The 19322-nt window shown below is 43.8% G+C and carries 17 protein-coding genes; 10 read left to right on the forward strand and 7 right to left on the reverse strand.

The genetic code is table 11. The annotated features are described in order from the left end of the window. Window positions 1-47 precede the first annotated feature (47 nt). From JMY05_RS03075 to dnaQ, 4 genes are all read right to left on the reverse strand, one after another. Window positions 48-896, reverse strand: coding sequence for an RnfABCDGE type electron transport complex subunit B (locus JMY05_RS03075; RefSeq protein ID WP_045445533.1), 849 nt, complete (start codon window positions 894-896; stop codon window positions 48-50). A 144-nt stretch (window positions 897-1040) separates the two neighbouring features. Then, entirely contained in the window at window positions 1041-2066 is a 1026-nt protein-coding gene (gene nudC, locus JMY05_RS03080) for an NAD(+) diphosphatase (protein ID WP_201614141.1), read from the reverse strand. Between the two features lie 249 nt (window positions 2067-2315). Continuing rightward, window positions 2316-3998, reverse strand: coding sequence for a hypothetical protein (locus JMY05_RS03085; RefSeq protein ID WP_045445535.1), 1683 nt, complete (start codon window positions 3996-3998; stop codon window positions 2316-2318). A 160-nt stretch (window positions 3999-4158) separates the two neighbouring features. Further along, window positions 4159-5775 (reverse strand): DNA polymerase III subunit epsilon, encoded by a 1617-nt coding sequence (gene dnaQ, locus JMY05_RS03090; RefSeq protein ID WP_045445538.1) that lies wholly within the window; start codon window positions 5773-5775, stop codon window positions 4159-4161. A 424-nt stretch (window positions 5776-6199) separates the two neighbouring features. Here dnaQ and JMY05_RS03095 point away from each other — a divergent pair, with 424 nt between their 5' ends. Together JMY05_RS03095 and JMY05_RS03100 are read left to right on the forward strand one after the other, a co-directional pair. Then, window positions 6200-6754, forward strand: a complete 555-nt coding sequence (locus JMY05_RS03095) for a hypothetical protein (protein ID WP_201614143.1) — start codon at window positions 6200-6202, stop codon at window positions 6752-6754. Between the two features lie 91 nt (window positions 6755-6845). Next, the gene (locus JMY05_RS03100; RefSeq protein WP_045445540.1) at window positions 6846-7151 is read left to right on the forward strand and encodes a hypothetical protein; all 306 of its coding nucleotides are present in this window, start codon (window positions 6846-6848) and stop codon (window positions 7149-7151) included. A gap of 124 nt (window positions 7152-7275) precedes the next feature. Here JMY05_RS03100 and JMY05_RS03105 read toward each other — a convergent pair whose 3' ends face one another. After that, window positions 7276-7674, reverse strand: a complete 399-nt coding sequence (locus JMY05_RS03105) for a YkvA family protein (RefSeq protein ID WP_045445543.1) — start codon at window positions 7672-7674, stop codon at window positions 7276-7278. Between the two features lie 254 nt (window positions 7675-7928). On the opposite strand from JMY05_RS03105, the gene JMY05_RS03110 reads away from it, so the two are divergent. Then, the gene (locus tag JMY05_RS03110; RefSeq protein WP_201614145.1) at window positions 7929-9206 is read left to right on the forward strand and encodes an LD-carboxypeptidase; all 1278 of its coding nucleotides are present in this window, start codon (window positions 7929-7931) and stop codon (window positions 9204-9206) included. Window positions 9207-9253: 47 nt separating this feature from the next. Here JMY05_RS03110 and JMY05_RS03115 read toward each other — a convergent pair whose 3' ends face one another. After that, the gene (locus tag JMY05_RS03115; RefSeq protein ID WP_045445546.1) at window positions 9254-10276 is read right to left on the reverse strand and encodes a GlxA family transcriptional regulator; all 1023 of its coding nucleotides are present in this window, start codon (window positions 10274-10276) and stop codon (window positions 9254-9256) included. A 201-nt stretch (window positions 10277-10477) separates the two neighbouring features. Between JMY05_RS03115 and JMY05_RS03120 the strand changes: the two genes are divergently transcribed. The 6 genes from JMY05_RS03120 to arfB all read left to right on the forward strand — a co-directional run bounded on the left by JMY05_RS03120 (window position 10478) and on the right by arfB (window position 16606). Continuing rightward, window positions 10478-12283: an acyl-CoA dehydrogenase gene (locus JMY05_RS03120; RefSeq protein ID WP_201614147.1), complete on the forward strand. Its 1806-nt coding sequence runs from the start codon at window positions 10478-10480 to the stop codon at window positions 12281-12283. Between the two features lie 22 nt (window positions 12284-12305). After that, on the forward strand, window positions 12306-13313 hold the full coding sequence (locus JMY05_RS03125; protein ID WP_201614149.1) for an NADP-dependent oxidoreductase: 1008 nt from the start codon (window positions 12306-12308) through the stop codon (window positions 13311-13313). Between the two features lie 3 nt (window positions 13314-13316). Beyond that, on the forward strand, window positions 13317-14111 hold the full coding sequence (locus tag JMY05_RS03130) for an SDR family NAD(P)-dependent oxidoreductase (RefSeq protein ID WP_045445549.1): 795 nt from the start codon (window positions 13317-13319) through the stop codon (window positions 14109-14111). 184 nt (window positions 14112-14295) lie between these two features. Beyond that, on the forward strand, window positions 14296-15060 hold the full coding sequence (locus tag JMY05_RS03135; RefSeq protein WP_265089046.1) for an SDR family oxidoreductase: 765 nt from the start codon (window positions 14296-14298) through the stop codon (window positions 15058-15060). A gap of 217 nt (window positions 15061-15277) precedes the next feature. After that, the gene (locus JMY05_RS03140; protein WP_045445554.1) at window positions 15278-16132 is read left to right on the forward strand and encodes an HpcH/HpaI aldolase/citrate lyase family protein; all 855 of its coding nucleotides are present in this window, start codon (window positions 15278-15280) and stop codon (window positions 16130-16132) included. 60 nt (window positions 16133-16192) lie between these two features. Next, window positions 16193-16606, forward strand: coding sequence for an alternative ribosome rescue aminoacyl-tRNA hydrolase ArfB (arfB, locus tag JMY05_RS03145; protein ID WP_045445557.1), 414 nt, complete (start codon window positions 16193-16195; stop codon window positions 16604-16606). Between the two features lie 120 nt (window positions 16607-16726). Here the strand turns inward: arfB and JMY05_RS03150 are convergent, their stop codons facing one another. After that, window positions 16727-17926 carry a sugar transporter gene (locus JMY05_RS03150; protein ID WP_201614151.1) on the reverse strand — a complete coding sequence of 400 codons (1200 nt, stop codon included), beginning with the start codon at window positions 17924-17926 and terminating at the stop codon, window positions 16727-16729. A 428-nt stretch (window positions 17927-18354) separates the two neighbouring features. Between JMY05_RS03150 and JMY05_RS03155 the strand changes: the two genes are divergently transcribed. Continuing rightward, complete coding sequence (locus JMY05_RS03155; RefSeq protein WP_045445560.1) at window positions 18355-19302, forward strand: LysR substrate-binding domain-containing protein; 948 nt, start codon at window positions 18355-18357, stop codon at window positions 19300-19302. The last annotated feature ends 20 nt before the right edge of the window (window positions 19303-19322 follow it).

Here is a 19322-nt window from a genome sequence, read left to right on the forward strand (position 1 = left end):
ATTTTAGCGATGTTGGGTAGACTGTCTAACAAATGATAATTACGCTATTAAAGCTGACTTAACTCCACTTGCAATGCGTCAAGCTCTACTTGTTTGCTCTCATTTGGACGGACACTTAGCTGCTTTTCTAGTTTTTTAATTTTACTACGAAGCTTCGCTGCGGCAATAGTATTTTTTGCCTGCGCTTCGCTGATATTCAACGATTGACTAGCGGCATTGTTCAGTTTTGCTTCAACCATGCTGACCACAGGTCTACTATTGCTACTATCAGCCAGCTGCTCGGTGACGCGTCTTAAATGAGTATGATAGCGCTGTCTTAAATCTTCTTGCTCTGTGGTACGTTCAGAGCTAGACAGCTCCCGTTCAACAGTGACCAAATCGATGCAGTCGACTGGACAAGGAGCGATACAAAGCTCGCAGCCCGTGCATAAATCCGTAAAGATAGTATGCATGTGCTTACCAGTACCGACAATAGCATCGACTGGGCAGGCAGGTATACATTTGGTGCAGCCGATACAGTCATCTTCACGGATCACCGCACGTACCTCAGTCGGACGTTCAGAGGTCGCATCTATTGGCCACTGAGAAGGCGCAGCGCTAAGTATCGCTTCATGACTTTCTATATTAATGATTTGAGCAATGGCATTGGTAACGGGTTGACCACCGGGTACACATTTATTGTATGGCTCATTGTCAAGCACGATAGCGGCGGCATAAGGTAAGCAGCCATCTGGGTGCTCGCAAAGTCCACATTGTGTTTGCGGTAGACAAGCATCAATATATGAGATTTTCGCTTGTATGTCCGCAGGTAAGCGCTCTATATCCAAAGTGTCGAACAAGATTGGCAAATTGGTGAGACGGATATGGGTGCTATTTTTACTAGTGGTGCTTTGCATATGCTTTAAAACCTTAATATCAGTGCTAAGTGCTAAGTGCTAAGTGCTAAATGCTAAATGCTAAATGCTAAGTGTGCTCTGAGCGCTGACATTAGAATAATAGGATAATAACGATATTGATAAATGCTGCATTGATATTATAGATTAAAGCAAAATACCTTGATCATTGGCAATTTGTGCAATCAGCGCGTAAGCAATGCTACCTTTTGAGGGTATTTTTGGCAAATTTGATAGATCAAAAAAATCGGCGTGCGACAGCTCATCTTCTTGGATAACAATTTCGCCAGCTGCATAAGAAGCGCGAAAGCCTAGCATTAAATTAGACGGAAATGGCCATGGCTGACTGCTGACGTAACGAATATCTGATAAACTGATATTTACCTCTTCTGCCACTTCGCGCACCACCGCGTGTTCTAGGCTTTCACCCACTTCTACAAAGCCTGCAATCAAACCGTATAGTAACGGTCGTGGCGACTGTAATAAATGAGGCGCTGTTTTTTGCTGTCCATAACGATGATGATGGGCTAGCAAAATCTGCATTTCACCAGTTTGCGGATTCGGGCGAGTAATAGCCGTGATGACGCAGGGTTGTACACGTGGGTATTGGCGCAATCGGCACACTGGACAGACCATCGCACGCTCATCTCGTTTGGCATGAATGGTTGGGGCAGCACAGCGACTACAAAACTGTGTATCTGTTTGCCAGCGCAATAACTGTATCGCTTGGCTAAGCTGATCGGACAAAGCCACGGGCAACTGAGTAATCAGCTGGCGATAAGGAACAAACGCATTGCCGCTGCCCTCAGCGATGATGGGCAGTGCAATATGATGTGCAATTGCATAGTCATAAGTAATGGCGCTAGCCGCTTGCGCAGTAAAGGTGTGGGGAGTATCAATCGAACTGTCGGCACTTTCTAGAGTATCGGAACTTTCTAAAATATCGGCATACTTCAGAGTATCTACACTCGCGTTAGTATGCTTGACATCAGGCGACCAGTGACGCGGTGCTAGGCTTTCGAGTAGCGTGACATGACCAACTTGATAAGCAAGCTGGGTCTCCTCGTCTGAATGTGTAGCGGATGGGGGTAATTCAAGCTGCACGGGCCACCATCCATTAGGTAGCTGGCGGCATAAAACAGTATCATCACTAAATATAAAAGCGCTGGTCATAGGTAAAATTCCAAACCGGTTACGGTCAGTACGCATCAGTGTTGATACGGACTTTTTTTAATTGAAGTAAAGTCAATCCTATATCATTCGGATACGGTGTCAGTCAGGCTCGCTCAGCACTAGTATTCGTAGTGCTTTCAATCACATTGCTTGTATCTAGCTTATATGGGATCGACTATATATAAATGAAGGGCTATGGCAGCAAAGCCGCCATTAAAATATCATTTTAGTGCTTAAGTATGATAAAAATTAGGCTGCGAGTAGATGACTCAAGCTCTGCTGTCCCACATCTAATGCTTGTTTGCTGACTGGGCGATTATGCTCAAAACCATCTAGATGATGATCGACGGCCATAATGACATCAGCGATACAGGCAAGCGTACTGTCTTCAATGCGTTGCCCATCTTCGATACGTTGCTGAAGATAATTGGCCAATTGACTGAGCATGCTGGCAGGTGTTGGTAGCTGTAAGAAGCGCACAGCCCCTGCCACTTGGCGCATCATCTCAGGTATGTTCTGGATATTGAGCATATCACGCTCTGGCTCAGCCAAATAATCGTTAATGGCTTGTTCTGCACTCGCAATAGCGGAACGACTTTCTTGTATCAAAGTATCATTAGCCGTATTGAGCTGATGTAAAGAGATATGCGGGTTATTCAGTGGCAAATAGATGGCCCCTGGTGTGTGCATTTCTGCCATTGCAATGGTGGCGTTTTCCGCATGCATTAATGCCAACAGCAAGTGATCGAAATCATCAGGCGAGGGCGTTTGCCAATGACTAACAGCTTCTGCTGCTACGCTGAGACTATTGGCGGCATTTGATAAACCAAGCAAGCGTAACGCTGAGCTCAATTCTGTTAGCTCTTCGATAATCTGTGCGGTTTGCATATCGACAGGGTTCAATGAATCACCACGTGCGTAGCTATCCACATTTTCTTTGATGGTATTAATTTGGGTCTGAATGATGGTGTTCAGCGTATCGGTCAGGGCGCGATTAGGACCGAATAAGAAACGCTTCATTTGTTCAAGTTGCGCGCTTTCCAAGTGGTTGCTGGCGTATTGCTCACGCAGTCGTTGCGCTGCATCACTGTCACGCTGGCAAGCAAAACTGACCAAATCAGCAAAACGTTTGTCCATCACAGGCAAGTAGCTTTGGAATTGCTGCTCTAAATAAATCAGTGTGTGTTTTTGACTCAGATTTAGCGGTAATATCGTGGCAATGTCAGTGACAGCTGCGGTGGCCGCTTGCCAAAATAGACTGCTGGTGTTTGATGCTATCAAAGCACACGCTGCACTCATGGCGTCAAGTTTCTGCTGATCGTCTGGGCTAACGTTGCCATCTTGATTGAGCAGAGCGACTCCAAGACCACTACGATAAGCATAAGTTAGTAGTTCAGTGTCTAGGTTAAGCTCGTCAAGTGGTTGGAAGTTTTGTTCAGGGTTGGCAATGATGACACTACTGCTACCAAAGGCTGCAAAATAGTCTGCTGTGATAGGGGTTTCTTGCCCGTGAGCGTTGAGTTTATTGATAACAGGTAGTAACAAGGTTGGCTCTACCGACTCTGTCAAAAGCACAAACTCGATATAGCGATCCAGTGTCATAATGGCTTCTGATAAGTCCATAATCAAGCTGGTATCGTTATTATCACCATTATCATAGAGGCGCTGTAAACCATTGACAATAGCGGTATTCAAAGCCTCTGCACCAACCAAAGATATCAGCTCAAAGATGCAAGACAGCTGCTTTAGCACAGTGATAGAATCTAATAATAAAGGGGCTTGACTATTATCATCATTAAATTCACTCAGATGAATCTCAGTATCTTTTAAGGTTACGATGATCTCATCATGCAACAAATGTAGCGATGGTAGATTGAAATCAGTAACACTAAGCGTTGGGGCCGTTAACTTCATTTGCGCAGACTGGTTCATAGGTGTTTTTCCATAATGTACTGATGAGAATGGCGATGGTTTAAATGATGATCGAAAAAGCACTTGCTGGTAACGTTTTAACGCTTAATATAACAATAATCAAGCCTATATTATACAAATGTTATTGCTCAAAGATTGATATCATCAACTTATACGGCGACTACATATTGGCTTTTAGCTCAGGATACGCTTCAGCGAGCGCGGCATACCACTCTTGATTGGTATTTTCATCCGTAGATGACTCTAGCAACAAAGACGCTAAATTGGCAAAACTGGCGTGTGCTGTCTGCCCACCATCTGTTTGCGTGTCTTCTTCGATGGCGAGTGTAACCTGCCCACCTGTCATCGCCAGATAAACTTCTGCTAAAATCTCTGAATCAAGTAAGGCGCCGTGAAAAGTACGATCTTGCTTTCCCACATTTAGGCGACGCACTAAAGCATCTAGAGTGTTTTTTTGCCCAGGATATTGCTGCTTTGCCATGACCAGCGAGTCAGTCACTTGTACGCGCTCAGCAAAGTCGTTCATACCAACTTTGGCAAACTCCATGTTTAAGAAGTTCATATCAAAGGTGGCGTTATGAGCGATAATTTCTGCGCCGTCCATAAAATCATAGAGCGACTGAGCAACTTGATCAAAGGTAGGTTTGTCGGTCAAAAATGCCTCAGAAATACCATGGATACGAATGACTTCATCATCCATGCCGCGCTGTGGATTGATATAAACGTGGAGCTTTTCACCCGTAAATTTACGCCCGATCATCTCCACGATACCGACTTCGATAATACGGTCGCCTTTTAACGGATCAAGACCTGTGGTTTCAGTATCCATAATGAGCTGGCGATCAGACTCATGACGATGGATAGGTTTGGGTAGCAGCGGTATAAAATACGGATTGGCACGGCTGGTGTCGCCGTCAAATTTTGGTGTATTAGCTTCTTCTATGCCAGTAACGGTAGCAGGCACATGATCATTTATCGTTGCATCAGTCATAGACGTTTGGGTTTCCGGCATCTCTATTTTACTCATTGGTTTGCTAGCATTATGCTGATAGCGATCGGCTTCTATTACAGCATCTTTACTCATCATATCATCGGCAGGGTTTGTATCGTTATCAGTGTCTATGACATCTTCGTCAAGCTCATCATCTGTCATATCCAGACCCAGTGGATCGAAACTTAGCCAGTCATCGTGAGCAGCATTTTGCGCTGTATTAGGCATTATTTGCCCTTTTTTTTTAGCTGTGGCTTGCGGCTCTATGCTCGATAATTCTTCACTGCTGGACGTCACGCCTAAGTTTGCCAGCTCGTCCGCTTTTTCATTGCCTGCATGTCCTGCGTGACCTTTTACCCAATGCCAGTCAACATCGCGCTGTTGACACAGCTTATCTAATTGCTGCCAAAGGTCTTGATTGGCGACAGGTTTTTTACTTGCCGTTTTCCAGCCTCTTTTTTTCCAACCCTCTATCCATTCGGTGATGCCTTTTTTGACATAGCTTGAGTCTGTCCAAATCTCGAGGTTGTGCTCATGCGGGCTATGGGTCAATGCTTGTATCGCGCCCATCAACTCCATGCGATTATTGGTCGTCTCTTTATCACCGCCGTACAAATCTTGTGTACGTCCATCACTAAAAATGAGGTGTGCGCCCCAGCCACCAGCGCCGGGATTGCCTTTACAGGCACCATCCGTATAGGCCACAGTGGTGTTTGATTTGGCGGCCAACGGATTCATCGCGTTACTGGTGTTGAATGGCTGCGCTGAGGTGCGATTGTCTGACATAAAAAATTATTGACCTAAAAATTGATAAAAATAGGGAGGGTTGGAGGGATTTTGCTCGCGTTGTTTTTACACCAGCGCTTCCGTTATATTTTGGGAATGAGTATAACAAATCTATCGTTGATGTGGGCAATCGTAATGCACAAAGTCGCCAAAAGCACAGATCATAATAGTAACCTTGCTATTTTCTGTTAAAATGAGCTGTGTTGCGACACAGTGTCAAACGGTATTGACTACGCAGCAGAAAAAACAGCAGTTTGCTGGCGTCAATTAGTAGCGCAAATCATTCGACAGTGCCAATAGTTGATGAAAACATGCCCTAGAAAATCACGTTAACATTAAGATTGTCGTCATCACTGTTTAAAGATAGTTTTTTTAAAGACAATTTTCATAAAAGTTTAATGCATGAATGCAGGATAACCCTATTATGTCCTTACGCTCAAACATTTTTTATAAAAGGCTGATGTGCTTACCAGTCGGCATAGCGGTGAGCAGCGCGCTATTTTTAAGTGCTTGCAACGATAGCAACATTCAAGCTGATACTGGAATGGTCGAAGCGGCGATAGACTTATCGGTTTTTGAAGGTTGTTACACGGTTAGTCATGACGAGCCTGCCCAAATAAAAGTCAGTCAACAGGATGGCTCGTGGGTGATGCAGATGAAAGAGCCGGCAAGTGCGAAGCGCGTTTGGGATGACGCTGAGCCGCTAGAAGTGATTAAAAATAGCGAAATTCCGCAGTTTTTCTCTATTGACCCTGACAATGTCGATGCGGTCATTGGGCGTCCTGATCGAGTGCTAGTACTGGCTCATGTGAAGCCTGCCTATGCCAATATCGATCCACTCTTAGATAGTGAATACTTATCCTATATTTATCGCGGTGCCAATACCATCTATCGTGTCGAGTGTGATGATGTTAATACCGATATTTTAGCCAATCCACATGCCAATATTGTGATTGATAATGTTAATGAGAGCCTCTAAACAAGCATGGCTCATAAACAGAATTTATGATCAATAGTGTTATTTTAAACAGTGTTTTGCTATAAACCGTATGTCATTAGAGTTAAGCAATATGAATTTTTTTAGTTACGTGGTATTGGGCGGATTTTCTTATGCAGCGGGTTGGGCAATCAGAACCTATGTACTTGATAAGAAGCCTGAACCTGAGCAACCTTACAATCTAAAGCATCCTGCAATTTTGGCGTACTTAGGCGGTTTCTTTATTATTATGCTGATTGTCTCGTGGCTGATTGGTCGCTATGCGCTTGGGCATGCTGCCATCGATTTACCGTTTATTATTATCAATAGCCTCGTTGCAACTTTTGTCTATTCGTTCGGCCTCAATCCAGAAAAAGCTCGTTATGATGTTCCAGATTAACACACGTAGATAATTGCTATTAATAAATAAAAAAGCCACGGCTGATACATTGATTGTCAGTCGTGGCCTTTTTATAACGATTATTTTTTATAACGATTATTTCAGGATGATAGCTTGTACAAAGTTACCTGTTTTTCTTTAAGTCAGTAGCGGTTTGTTTTTTCTTCCAAGTTTGATATTTTTGCAAATCTTTTTCGACCAACTTCAAGCAAAAGGTGAGTACTAGCGCATCGTCAATATGACCGATAAAAGGTATGAAATCTGGAATGATGTCAATTGGGTTGAGAGTATAGAGCAGTCCAACCACACCTGCTGAAATGGTCTTGTAGGGAATGTCGCGATAGTTTCCTTGATAGTAGTCTTTAATCAAGCTCATGAATAGCATCAAATCTTTGGCAAAACGCTCAAGATGGCTACTGTCTTTTAGCTTTTCTTGCAGTTTTTGTTCTTCGTTGATGAGGTACTCTAAATCAGTATCCAATATGTCCTCTTTTTTCTGTTTATCAGTCGCTTTCTCAGCCATTATTATTATCCTTATTTAACCGAAATCGGTATTCTCATACTACAACAAAGTCGCGGAATGTGCCAATAAGGCTAGGTTTCTGGTATGTATCATGGCTAGCATGGCGAAAAATTAAATAGTGGCAAGGGTTGGGCAACTATCATAGCCAAAAAAGTGTTTACAATATGCTGCTGTGCGGTTTAAGCAAGTAGACTGCAAAGATAAAGATGGGTTAAAAATATATCAAAATAAAAATGATAAGGTGGCAGCGAGAGATGGTTTTCAAGAGTCAGTTATTAACAGATGATAGAAACAAAAATGAGCATACAGCGATTGAAACAACATCTGAGCTAAGCCGTCGGCAGTTTTTGCGTCGAGTAGGTGTCAGTGCGGGTACTGCGGCATTGGCGATGCAAGGTGTTTCTCAGGTATTTGCCGCCAGCCCTATCGACCCTAATAATAGTCCGCAGCTCACCAAGGATGATTTGCCAACCGCGTTATTGGGTGAGCGTTCATCATCACAGCCGTCACTCACACAGACAAGTTGTATTACGCCAACGATTGAGACGCGGCTGTTTGCCAGCTCCAATGTTGGGGGTAGTGACGAACGTAATGAATTGGCATTGGAGCGTATGGCCTGTGCGGGTTTTAACGTCAATAATCCTACGATTACTAAGCGGCAGTATTTGCGCTTTGCTGGCACGGATTCACAGCGCGCGAGTGATTTGCAAAACATCGCTACTGGCGCAATAGCCGCCCCAAAATTGTTACTCGGCGTGCGCGGCGGCTATGGTGCAATGCGCATATTACCGATGATTGATTGGTTGACGCTAGGACGTATTATGCAGGAGCGCGGCACGATACTGGCGGGCTTTAGTGATGTGACTGCTATTCAGTGTGCGCTATTGGCAAAGGGTGATATGAGCTCACTCGCAGCACCGATGCTCTATAGCGAGTTTGGCAATACCAAACCTGACCAAGTCAGCTGTCGGCAATTTGTAGACGCGTTAACTAATCCTAACTTAGCCATTACTATACAAGATGCATCGTTAACCAGTTCTCAGTTACCCAGTGTCTTAGCCAATAATGAGCCCAAAGCAATAACGGGCACTATATGGGGCGGCAATCTGAGTGTGGTATCAGCGCTGGCAGGTAGTGAGTATTTACCGCGCATTGATGGCGGCATTGTGTTCTTAGAAGATGTGGGCGAGCAACCTTATCGTATCGAGCGCATGTTATATGACTTGTACCTCGCAGGTATCTTTAAGCATCAACAAGCCATTGTATTTGGCGCGTTATCGGGCACAGGTGAAGACAGCTATGACAAACGCTACGATGTTGCGACAGTCATTCATCAATTGCATGAACTGACCGGATTACCCATTTATAGTGGCATGCGCTTTGGTCATATTGGACAAAAACACAGCTTTCCACTCGGAGCGACTTGTCAGCTAACACCTAATACCGATGGTGGCTATCAGTTAGCATTTAGCGATTACCCAACCATCAAGGCTGATGCTATCCAAGTAGAAGGGTTATGGCAAACTGCTTAAACGCTAAACATTAAGCACTAATCTCTAACTACTATGCATTGCCATGACTAAATCGCTAACCGCGAAAACTTATCTTGATATTCTTTTGGGGTTAGCTCTGTTGCGCGTTTGAATAGGCGTGTAAACGAGGAGATATCATCATAGCCAACTTGCTCCGCCAGCGATTTTATCGTGACATTCCCTGATTCTAATAAACGTTTTGCCTGTTCAATTCTGACTGCTTGAATATATTCAATCGGGCGCATAGCAACAGCAGACTGAAAACGTCTGTTTAAAGTACGCGGCGTGATATTGACCATGGCAGCCAATCTACTCACCTGAATAGTCTGATAAAAGTTTTCCTCAATGAATTCTTGTACTTGCTTGATCAGTTGGTCTGAATGCGGCTTATGCAAGGTCACATTGGTATAGCTGTTTTGACTGCCTCTCTTGCTATCTATAATTTGGGTTTTGGCTACTTGAGTAGAAATCTCACGTCCGCAGTAACGCTCTATCAATAACAGTCCTAAGTCATAAAAGGCGCTGCCACCTGCCGCACAAAATATATTACCGGATTGGCTGTCTGATTTGCTTTTTGAGTGAGTGACAAACTGATTTTCTTGTAAGTCAACGAGTGGAAAGTCCGCTTTGAATTTACTGGCGTAACCCCAGTGTGTGGTAGCGATTCTATTATCTAATAATCCTGCCTTTGCCAAAAAGAAAGCACCGCTACAGTTGCTAGCTATATCTGACTTGGTGTCTGCCAACCGCGTTAGATGGGGTATTAACGCTGCATTTCGGCTCAGTACCTTATCAATTGAATCGCCAATCGTCGGAATCAATAGCAAGTCGCATTCCGCCACGTCCTGAATATCGCAATGCGCTTGCATGATTAATCGATTGCTACATCTGATATCTACGCCACCAACGCTTGCTATCTGCACATTGAACCGTGGCTCTACTGTCTCATCTAAAAATCGTTGCCAACTGACACCCGTAAATGAGAATAAATCTAACGCACCTGTCAATGCGCTACCGAGCACACCATCGAATCCAATGATGATGACTTTAAAGGGTTTGAAGTAGGGCATAGCTGTCTATTCTCCTTTCGCTGTGCTGAGCAGAATTTAATTTTCTAACCGAAAATATCAATTTTCTATCTGAATTCTCGAAATATAAACGCTATTTATGTCGTATTTGACCATAATTATGTCATAAATGACAATACGGTAAGACGTTAAATTAGATTAATATCGATTGATAACCAAATTTAATCAGTTAACGAGAATACTATGGCAGCAGATACGCTAATCAATGACTTTGAGTTACCGTTCCAATTATATGATGTATTGGGCACTGAAAATTTAACCAAGCATACCAAGTTTGCAGAGCATAGCCGCGAAACATTTGATGCCGTATTGGATACAGCCAATAAAATTGCGACCCAGTTGTTTTTGCCGCATAACCACGTAGCAGATAAGAACGAGCCACAGTTTGATGGCAAAAAAGTCAGCATGATAAGTGATGTAAAAGTCGCTTTTGATGCATTCCGTGAGTCAGGATTTATCGCAGGTCGTTATAGTTTTGAAGACGGCGGCATGCAGTTGCCTGAGACAGTGATGACAGCCGTTGCAGGTTATTTTATGGCTGCCAATCCTTCAACCACCGCTTATCCTTTTTTGACCACAGCGGCCATCAATGTCATCTCACATTTTGCCAGTGATGAGATTAAAGCCGCCTTTATGCCGCGCATGCTGACAGGTGAATTCACTGGAACCATGGCATTAACAGAGCCACATGCAGGTTCGTCACTTGCAGATATCAAAACCACTGCGGTAAAACAAGACGATGGTTCTTATCGCGTCAAAGGCAGCAAGATTTATATCTCAGCAGGTGATCATGAGCTGTCTGACAATATTGTTCATTTAGTATTGGCCAAAGTCCCAGGTGGTCCAGGTGGCGTCAAAGGTATCTCTTTATTTGCCGTGCCAAAGTATCGCTTAAACGCTGACTTGTCTGTCGGCGAGCGAAATGATGTACATTTGACTGGACTGATTCATAAGCTTGGTTATAGAGGCGCGACTTCTACAGCACTGAGCTTTGGTGATGACGGCGAGTGTTATGGGTATCTAATTGGTGAAGAGCACTTTGGCTTACGCTATATGTTTAAGATGATGAATGAGGCGCGTATCGCTGTCGGTTTTGGCGCATCGATGGTGGGCTATCGCGGTTATCAATACTCACTTGATTATGCCAAAGACAGAACGCAAGGCAGAATCGCTCCAAACAACAAACCTGAAGATGCGGCAACTGCCATCATCAATCATGGTGACGTAAAGCGCATGCTATTGGCACAAAAAGCCTACTCTGAAGGCGGCATCTCATTATGCCTATATGGTTCAAACTTGATTGACCGTATCAACACTTGTGAAGATGAAACGCTAAAGAATGAGCTAACAGAATTACTAGACCTGCTCACTCCAGTATTAAAAGCATGGCCATCTGAGTATGGGCCAAAAGCCAATGATTTGGGTATTCAAGTATTGGGCGGTGCAGGTTATACACGTGAGTATCAAGCCGAGCAGTTCTGGCGTGACAATCGCCTGAATCCTATCCATGAAGGCACAAACGGCGTGCAAGCATTAGATTTGTCATTTCGTAAGTTATGGCAAAAAGGTGGTCTGGGCATTCAAATCCTAAAACGTGAAATCACAAAAGATTTAGAAAGCATCACTACACCAGAAACGGCTCAATTAGCAGGTAAATTGATGCCTTACATGGGTCATCTACATGAAGTGTTGGTGCATCTCAGCAAAGTGTTACAAACCGAAGAAGCCGTGACATTGACGGGCAACGCGCAAGCACTGATGAATATCTTTGCCTCAATTGTGCTGAGCTGGATTTGGATTCGTCAAGCGAGTAAGGCTGAGCAGCTATTAAGCACCACACAAGATACTGAGCAACAGAATTTTTATAAAGGCAAGATACAAGCGGCAAAGTATTTTATCGATTGGGAACTACCATTAGTTAAACGCGACATCGAATTATTAACCAACACCAACTCTGTTTGCACGGATATGCAAACAGAATGGTTCTAAGGACAACTCTAAGGACAGAGACATGACAAAAATGAATAAACAGTGGCGATTAAAAGCAAGACCAGTAGGCGAGCCTAGTGCCGAGACTTGGGATTATACTGAGACAGAAATCCCGACGATCACCGATGGTCAGCTACTGATTAAGGTTGAATACATCTCTATCGATCCGGCGATGCGTGGTTGGCTAAACGATGCCAAATCTTATATTGCACCGGTACAGATTGGTGACGTCATGCGTGCTGGTACTGTAGGTGAAGTGATTGAAAGCAAGCATGAGAAGTTTGCGGTTGGTGACTATGTCGCAGGTCACGATGGCGTGCAGTCTTATGCCGTCAGTGATGGTGCCAATCTGTATAAAGTTGATCCAAAAATTGCGCCATTGTCTTATTACTTGGGTGTACTCGGTATGCCGGGTATGACAGGGTATTTTGGTTTGCTAAAAACAGGTCAGCCAAAAGCGGGCGAGACTGTGGTCGTCTCTGGCGCAGCTGGTGCCGTTGGTAGCTTGGTTGGTCAAATTGCTAAGATCAAAGGCTGCCGTGTTGTCGGTATCGCAGGCGGCGCTGAGAAATGCAAATTCTTAGTCGATGAGCTTGGGTTCGATGCAACGATTGACTACAAAAACGAAGATGTGAAAAAAGCACTGAAGAAAACCTGTCCTGATGGCGTTGATGTGTACTTTGACAACGTAGGCGGTGATATCTTGAATGATGTACTCACACAAATCAATCTGCATGCGCGTATCGTCATTTGCGGTGCGATTAGTCAGTATAACAACACCACAGAAGTCAAAGGCCCATCGAACTATTTATCATTATTGGTCAATCGTGCCCGCATGGAAGGCATCGTAGTATTCGATAATCTCAAAGAATATCCAGTCGCCATGAAAGATATTGCTGGCTGGATTCAGTCAGGTGATATGAAAGTAAAAGACCATATCGTTGAAGGTATCGAGACGTTCCCAGACACGTTAATGATGCTCTTTAACGGTGAAAACTTCGGCAAACTGGTACTTAAGGTAGAGGGATAAATCATGACACTGAATACAAACGGAATTGCATCAGATGTAGCTAGTAATGTGGCTGGTAAAAGAATTTTGATCACGGGCGGTGCCTCAGGTATCGGCGCAGCAAGCGCGTTATTACTGGCCAGTCGCGGTGCAAAAGTCGTGATTGGGGATATGGCAGAAGAGATGGGTGCTGCGGTTGCCAAGCAAGCTCAAGACGCTGGTAACAGTGTCGTCTTCAAAAAAGTAGACGTGACCAGTGGTGACGAAGTGCGTGCGTTATTCGACTTCGCAGTAGAAACGCTTGGTGGCCTAGATGTGGTGGTAAACAATGCTGGTATCGACCATAAGCCCTCGCCAATGCATGAGCTAAGCGATGATGATTTTGATCGCAATATCGCTGTCAACTTAAAAGGTGTATGGCACTGTATGCGTGCCGCCGTCAACTGTATGCTGCCTAATGGTGGTGGTCATGTGATTAACGTGGCATCTATTGCTGGTCTACGTTCAGCGCCGATGATTTCAGCCTATAGCGCGGCTAAACATGGTGTTATGGGTCTGACCAAGTCTGCTGCCCATGAGTATGCGCGCGCCAATATTCGTTTCAACGCGGTCTGCCCAAGCTTCATCGATACGCCGATGGTACGCAATACCATGGCAACGATGGATGAGCGTACGCAGCAAGCAACTATCAAAGCCAGTCCAATGCGCCGTCTAGGAGATGTGAATGAAATCTCTAGTGCGATTGCATGGCTAGCCAGCGATGAGAGTACCTTTATGAATGGTCATGCCTTTACACTCGATGGTGGTATGCTGGCGTAACTATGACAATTGAGCGCTCATTATGCAATTTATTAGTGCTCGATAATCGCTGTTAGACATGACAGCGATTATCTGCGTTTAGTTATCCAATTTTAGACGCCTGTTTTAGATACATGTTCTAGATACATGAATTCAGCGCTCAAGAATGATGGAAAATATAAAGTTGATAAAAATATAAGGAATCATGATGAAAGATTTATTTGATTTAACCGGTAAGGTTGCTTTGGTTACTGGCGCAAGCCGCGGTATTGGCGAATCTATTGCTCGTTTATTGGCATCAAGAGGCGCGCACGTTATCGTCTCTAGCCGCAAAATCGATGCTTGCCAAGCAGTCGCTGATAGCATCATCGCAGATGGTCACAAAGCCAGTGCTTTTGCTTGTCACGTGGGCGAGATGGCACAGATTGATGCGATTTTTGAGCATATTAAAAGCGAGTTTGGCCAAATTGATATCTTGGTCAATAATGCCGCAGCCAACCCATATTATGGTCATATCTTAGATACAGATTTAGCGGCTTTTGATAAAACCGTGGAAGTAAACATTCGCGGTTACTTCTTTATGTCGACAGCCGCTGGCAAAATGATGAAAGAGCAAGGTGGCGGCGTCATCTTGAATACCGCATCGGTCAATGGCTTGGTGGCAGGCGATAAGCAAGGTATTTACTCAATCACCAAAGCGGCGGTCATTAGTATGACCAAAGCTTTTGCAAAAGAGTGTGGCCCACTTAATATCCGCGTCAATGCTTTACTGCCAGGTCTAACTGATACCAAGTTTGCCTCTGCTTTGACGACCAATGATAAAGTCTTGAAAATGGCACTACATGCTATTCCACTCGGGCGCGTTGCGAATCCTGACGAGATGGCTGGCACAGTGTTGTATCTAGTGTCTGATGCCTCAAGTTATACCACAGGCGCGACTATCGTTGTCGATGGCGGTATGTTAGCTTAATCAGCAAAGCTACAGCATATAAGTTCAAGAACAGCTTACTATTAAGAACTGCATGAGATTAATTTTCATGCGGTTTTTTTCAATTGGATTTTTGATTGAGTGTTTAAATAGTCTTAGAGTCGATTGTATCGATAAATGATCAATTTAAAGTAAAAATAGGCTGTGTAATGGCATAATAAAGCTGCTAACCGCTACTTGAACAATATAGGAATTAAGCATGAACTCAGTGACCAATCATAAAATAAATATAACTTATCAAAATAAAACATGGCTGTTTGTACCAGCGACTCGCATTGATAGAGTAGCCAAAGCCTTTGCTAGTGGTGCAGATGCAGTTATTGTCGATTTGGAAGATGCCGTTGCGCCAGAAGATAAAGCAGATGCCCGCAAAGCATTACAACAATATCATGACAGTGTAGATTATCAGCCGATTTGGGTACGTATCAATAAGGCAGGTAGCGAAGAATTTTTCAAAGACATCGTGCTTTGTCAAAAAATGCAAAATTTAGCTGGCGTGTTACTAGCTAAAGCTGAGCAAGTCGCCGACATAGAGAGCGTACATCAGCTTATCAATTTACCCATGATTGCACTGATTGAGAGTGCTGTTGGATTATATCAAGTCGATAATATGGCAAAAGCAGTCGGATTGGCCGCGTTTAGCTATGGTTTTCTAGATTTGTGCAATGATTTACGCGTACAAGTAGGTACACCTGCTGCGGATGTCATCGCCAATCAGATTCGCTATCAGTTGGTTTTGACCTCTAAAGTACATGAGTTGGCAGCGCCCATCGATACTGTTTATCCTGATTTTAATGATGAGATAGGACTAAGCGCCCGAGTAAGTTTATGGTCACAGATGGGTATGTCAGGAATGCTGTGTATTCATCCCAAACAAGTAGCTGTCGTCCAGCAGGCATTAAAGCCGACTGACAAAGCATTGTCATTTGCTAAGCGTGTGGTCGAAGAGTATGAGCGAAGCGGGCAGGCAGTGTTTGAGATAGATGGTCAAATGGTAGACGCGCCAGTGATTGAGCGTTGTCGCCAGCTATTAGGTTATTTATTGACGAAGTAGAAGGGGAGCAAATAATGGTTTATTATGCATCATACTTATTTATGATTTAAAAAGAGCTCTATGATTTTCATTAGCAATACCATTAGCCTTAATGACAATGAAGTAGAAATTAGCGCGATACGTGCGCAGGGCGCTGGTGGACAGAATGTCAATAAAGTGTCGTCTGCTATCCATCTGCGTTTTGATATCCATGCCTCAAGCCTGAGTGATGTCATTAAGCAGCGTTTATTGGACAGTAAAGACAGCCGAATCACCAAAGAAGGCGTACTAATTATTAAGGCGCAGCAATTTCGTACCCAAGAGCGGAATAAGATAGATGCCTTTGAGCGGCTGCAAAGCTTTATTATAAAAGCCACTCATGTCAATCAAACCAGAAAGCCAACTAAACCTAGCAGAAATGCTAAGCGCAAACGGGTGGATCAAAAGACCCAGCGCGGCAAAACAAAAGCCTTGCGCGGTAAAGTGGATTTTTAAATAGGTGGCTTATTTCCTATTTTTAAATGAACGAGAAAGCAAAATGCCAGCCCATGTAAGTGGCTGGCATTTTTTATAGTCTTATTTACTATCAGGTCTTTAGCTATCCCAGTCTTTTGCTTAACCAAGTCTTCTACTTAACTCGGGAAAGCGCTTTATCATAAATAACATCAATAGCAGTGCCACACTGGCGATAGCCGCGCCAACATAGCCCACACTCGATATGGAAATATGCGTTACTGCATAACCACCAAACAGCGCACCTGCGCCAATGCCTAAGTTGATAATCCCTGAGAACATTGACATCAGCATGTCTTGGGCTGTGACATCAACCATGATGACTTTGGCTTGCATAGAGATAATCAGCAGCATCAGCGCGGCGCCCCACAGTAATGCAATGAAACTCAGTGCCCAGATGGAGGTCACGGCAAACAATAGCACCAGCATAGATAGCAGCATTAATATGATCGATATCAGCATCAATCTGGTATTAAAACGATCACCCCAACGGCTAAAAATCACACTACCTGCAATCCCTGCTACCCCAAATAATAGCAAGACAACAGTCGCGGCGTTTTCACTTATAGCGCCAACCTGCCGCATAAAGGGTTCGATATAAGAATAAGCGGTATAGTGAGCGGTAAAGACCAGTAAAATAAGCAGATACAAACAGACCAATAAGGGGTTTTTGAGCAGTTCTGGAATTTTTCTAAACGAGCCTTCAAACATACTTGGTAGCGTGGGCAATAGCCTTGCTTGCAAGATAAACACGATAAAAGCAATCACGCCAATACCGCCAAAGGTTGCCCGCCAGCCAAACCATTGACCGACTAAGCGCCCTAATGGTACACCGAGCACCATCGCCAATGAAGTACCGGTCGCAAGTACACTAAGTGCCAGTGCTTTTTTGCCTTCTGGTGCTACGCGTATCGCAATCGCTGCGGTGATGGACCAAAATATCGCGTGTGATAGCGCAATACCCACTCGGCTGATGAGCAATACATCAAAGCTCCATGCGAATACTGACAAGGCGTGGCTGGCAATAAAAACCACAAACAAGCCTAAGAGTAAGCTTTTACGCTCAAAACGGCTGGTGAGCAGCATCAATGGTAACGACATGGCCGCAACAATCCACGCATACAGCGTCAACATCCAGCCAGTCTCTGCCGTGGTGATGGAAAAATCTTGGGCGATATCGCTTAATAGGGCGACAGGGACAAATTCGGTGGTATTCATAATAAAGGCGCTGACGCCCATCAAAAATACTTGGAAATACTGAGTTCGGCGAGCATTTGAGCTCACCTCAAAGTTGTGTTTCATATGATCCAATACAAATAAAGAGGGCGCTAACAAATAATGTTAGCTGAAAAATAATTCATGAGATTAAAAATAATGGCGGAAATAGGTCGTAATGATGAAAAAGAGGAGGGCAAGATAGCAAATCAGTTGCAGTATGTCAGAGCCTATCATCAGACCCTGCTATTTTATCAGTAATAGACCGTGTTTTTGTAGGATAGTCTTTAAAATTAACAATTGAATAATTGGTTAAATAATTAAGTGGACTGTCAAATTTCTACCTAAGTAAATCTGATGATGGCATTATTGTCAGTTACATAGTGCTTATAGTGAGGTATCGCTATTTGAGTTTGAATATAGGTATGATGACGCCATAGGCTAGGAATGCCTGATAACGTGATTTTAAATAATCATTGATATTTTACTAAGATGGAATAAAAGAAAAGCAATCTATGAAAACCGACACCAATAAACCATTAGCCTTTAGACGATATCCATCGACGACGGCGCTGCAATGTTTTGAGACCGCTGCTCGTCATTTGAGTTTTACCAATGCCGCGCAAGAGATGCACATGACCCAAAGCGCCATCAGTAAGCAAGTGGCGCAGTTAGAGGAGATGCTAAACCTGTCTTTATTTTATCGGACGCCGCATCGGATTTCACTGACCCCTGCTGGCAAGGCATATTATCTTGAAGTGTTAGAGATTTTAAAACATATCGAGGTAGCGACCACCAATTTGATGTCGCATAGCAGTAATACTGAGCTGCTAAAAATTATCTCGCATCCGACATTTTGCGCCCGTTGGTTGATTCCAGCACTCAGTGGCTTTAGTCAAGAATATCCCCTTATTAACTTGGATATTAAAGAGCTGGCAGGGCCGTTCTTTTCTGAAGACCAAAATGCCGATATTGCTTTTTTATACGGTGATGGCATGTGGGGCAATATGGAGGCCATAAAATTGTTCGATGAATACTGCGTTGCGGTCTGTCAGCCGCAGTATTTGCAAGATAATATGCTCAGCACCGAGTGTTTAAATGACTATGTTTTATTGCAAATAAGTTCACGCTTAAGTGCGTGGTATGAGTACTTTAAGCAACAAGATATCAGCGTCGATGGCACTTTTGTAGGTCCACGTTTTGAGACTTTTCATGCTTGCATCTCTGCCGCCTTACTTGGCTATGGTATAGCCTTGGTGCCGTTGCGTTTGGTTGAGCCTGAGCTACAATCAGGCGCTTTAGTCATGGCGTGGGATTATGCGGCAAAGGGTCGCGGCAGCTATTATGTGACGTATCCTGTTTCTTCAGGACAATCGCATAAGGTCAAAGCAGTTTTAGAATGGATTACGGCTTATTTAATAATCTCAGATCAGCGTGAAAAGGCGTTAGGGCTGGTTTTATAATTTATATCTTATTATTGTAT

It is taken from the genome of Psychrobacter sp. JCM 18902, assembly GCF_904846615.1.
In the GTDB taxonomy this organism is placed as follows: domain Bacteria; phylum Pseudomonadota; class Gammaproteobacteria; order Pseudomonadales; family Moraxellaceae; genus Psychrobacter.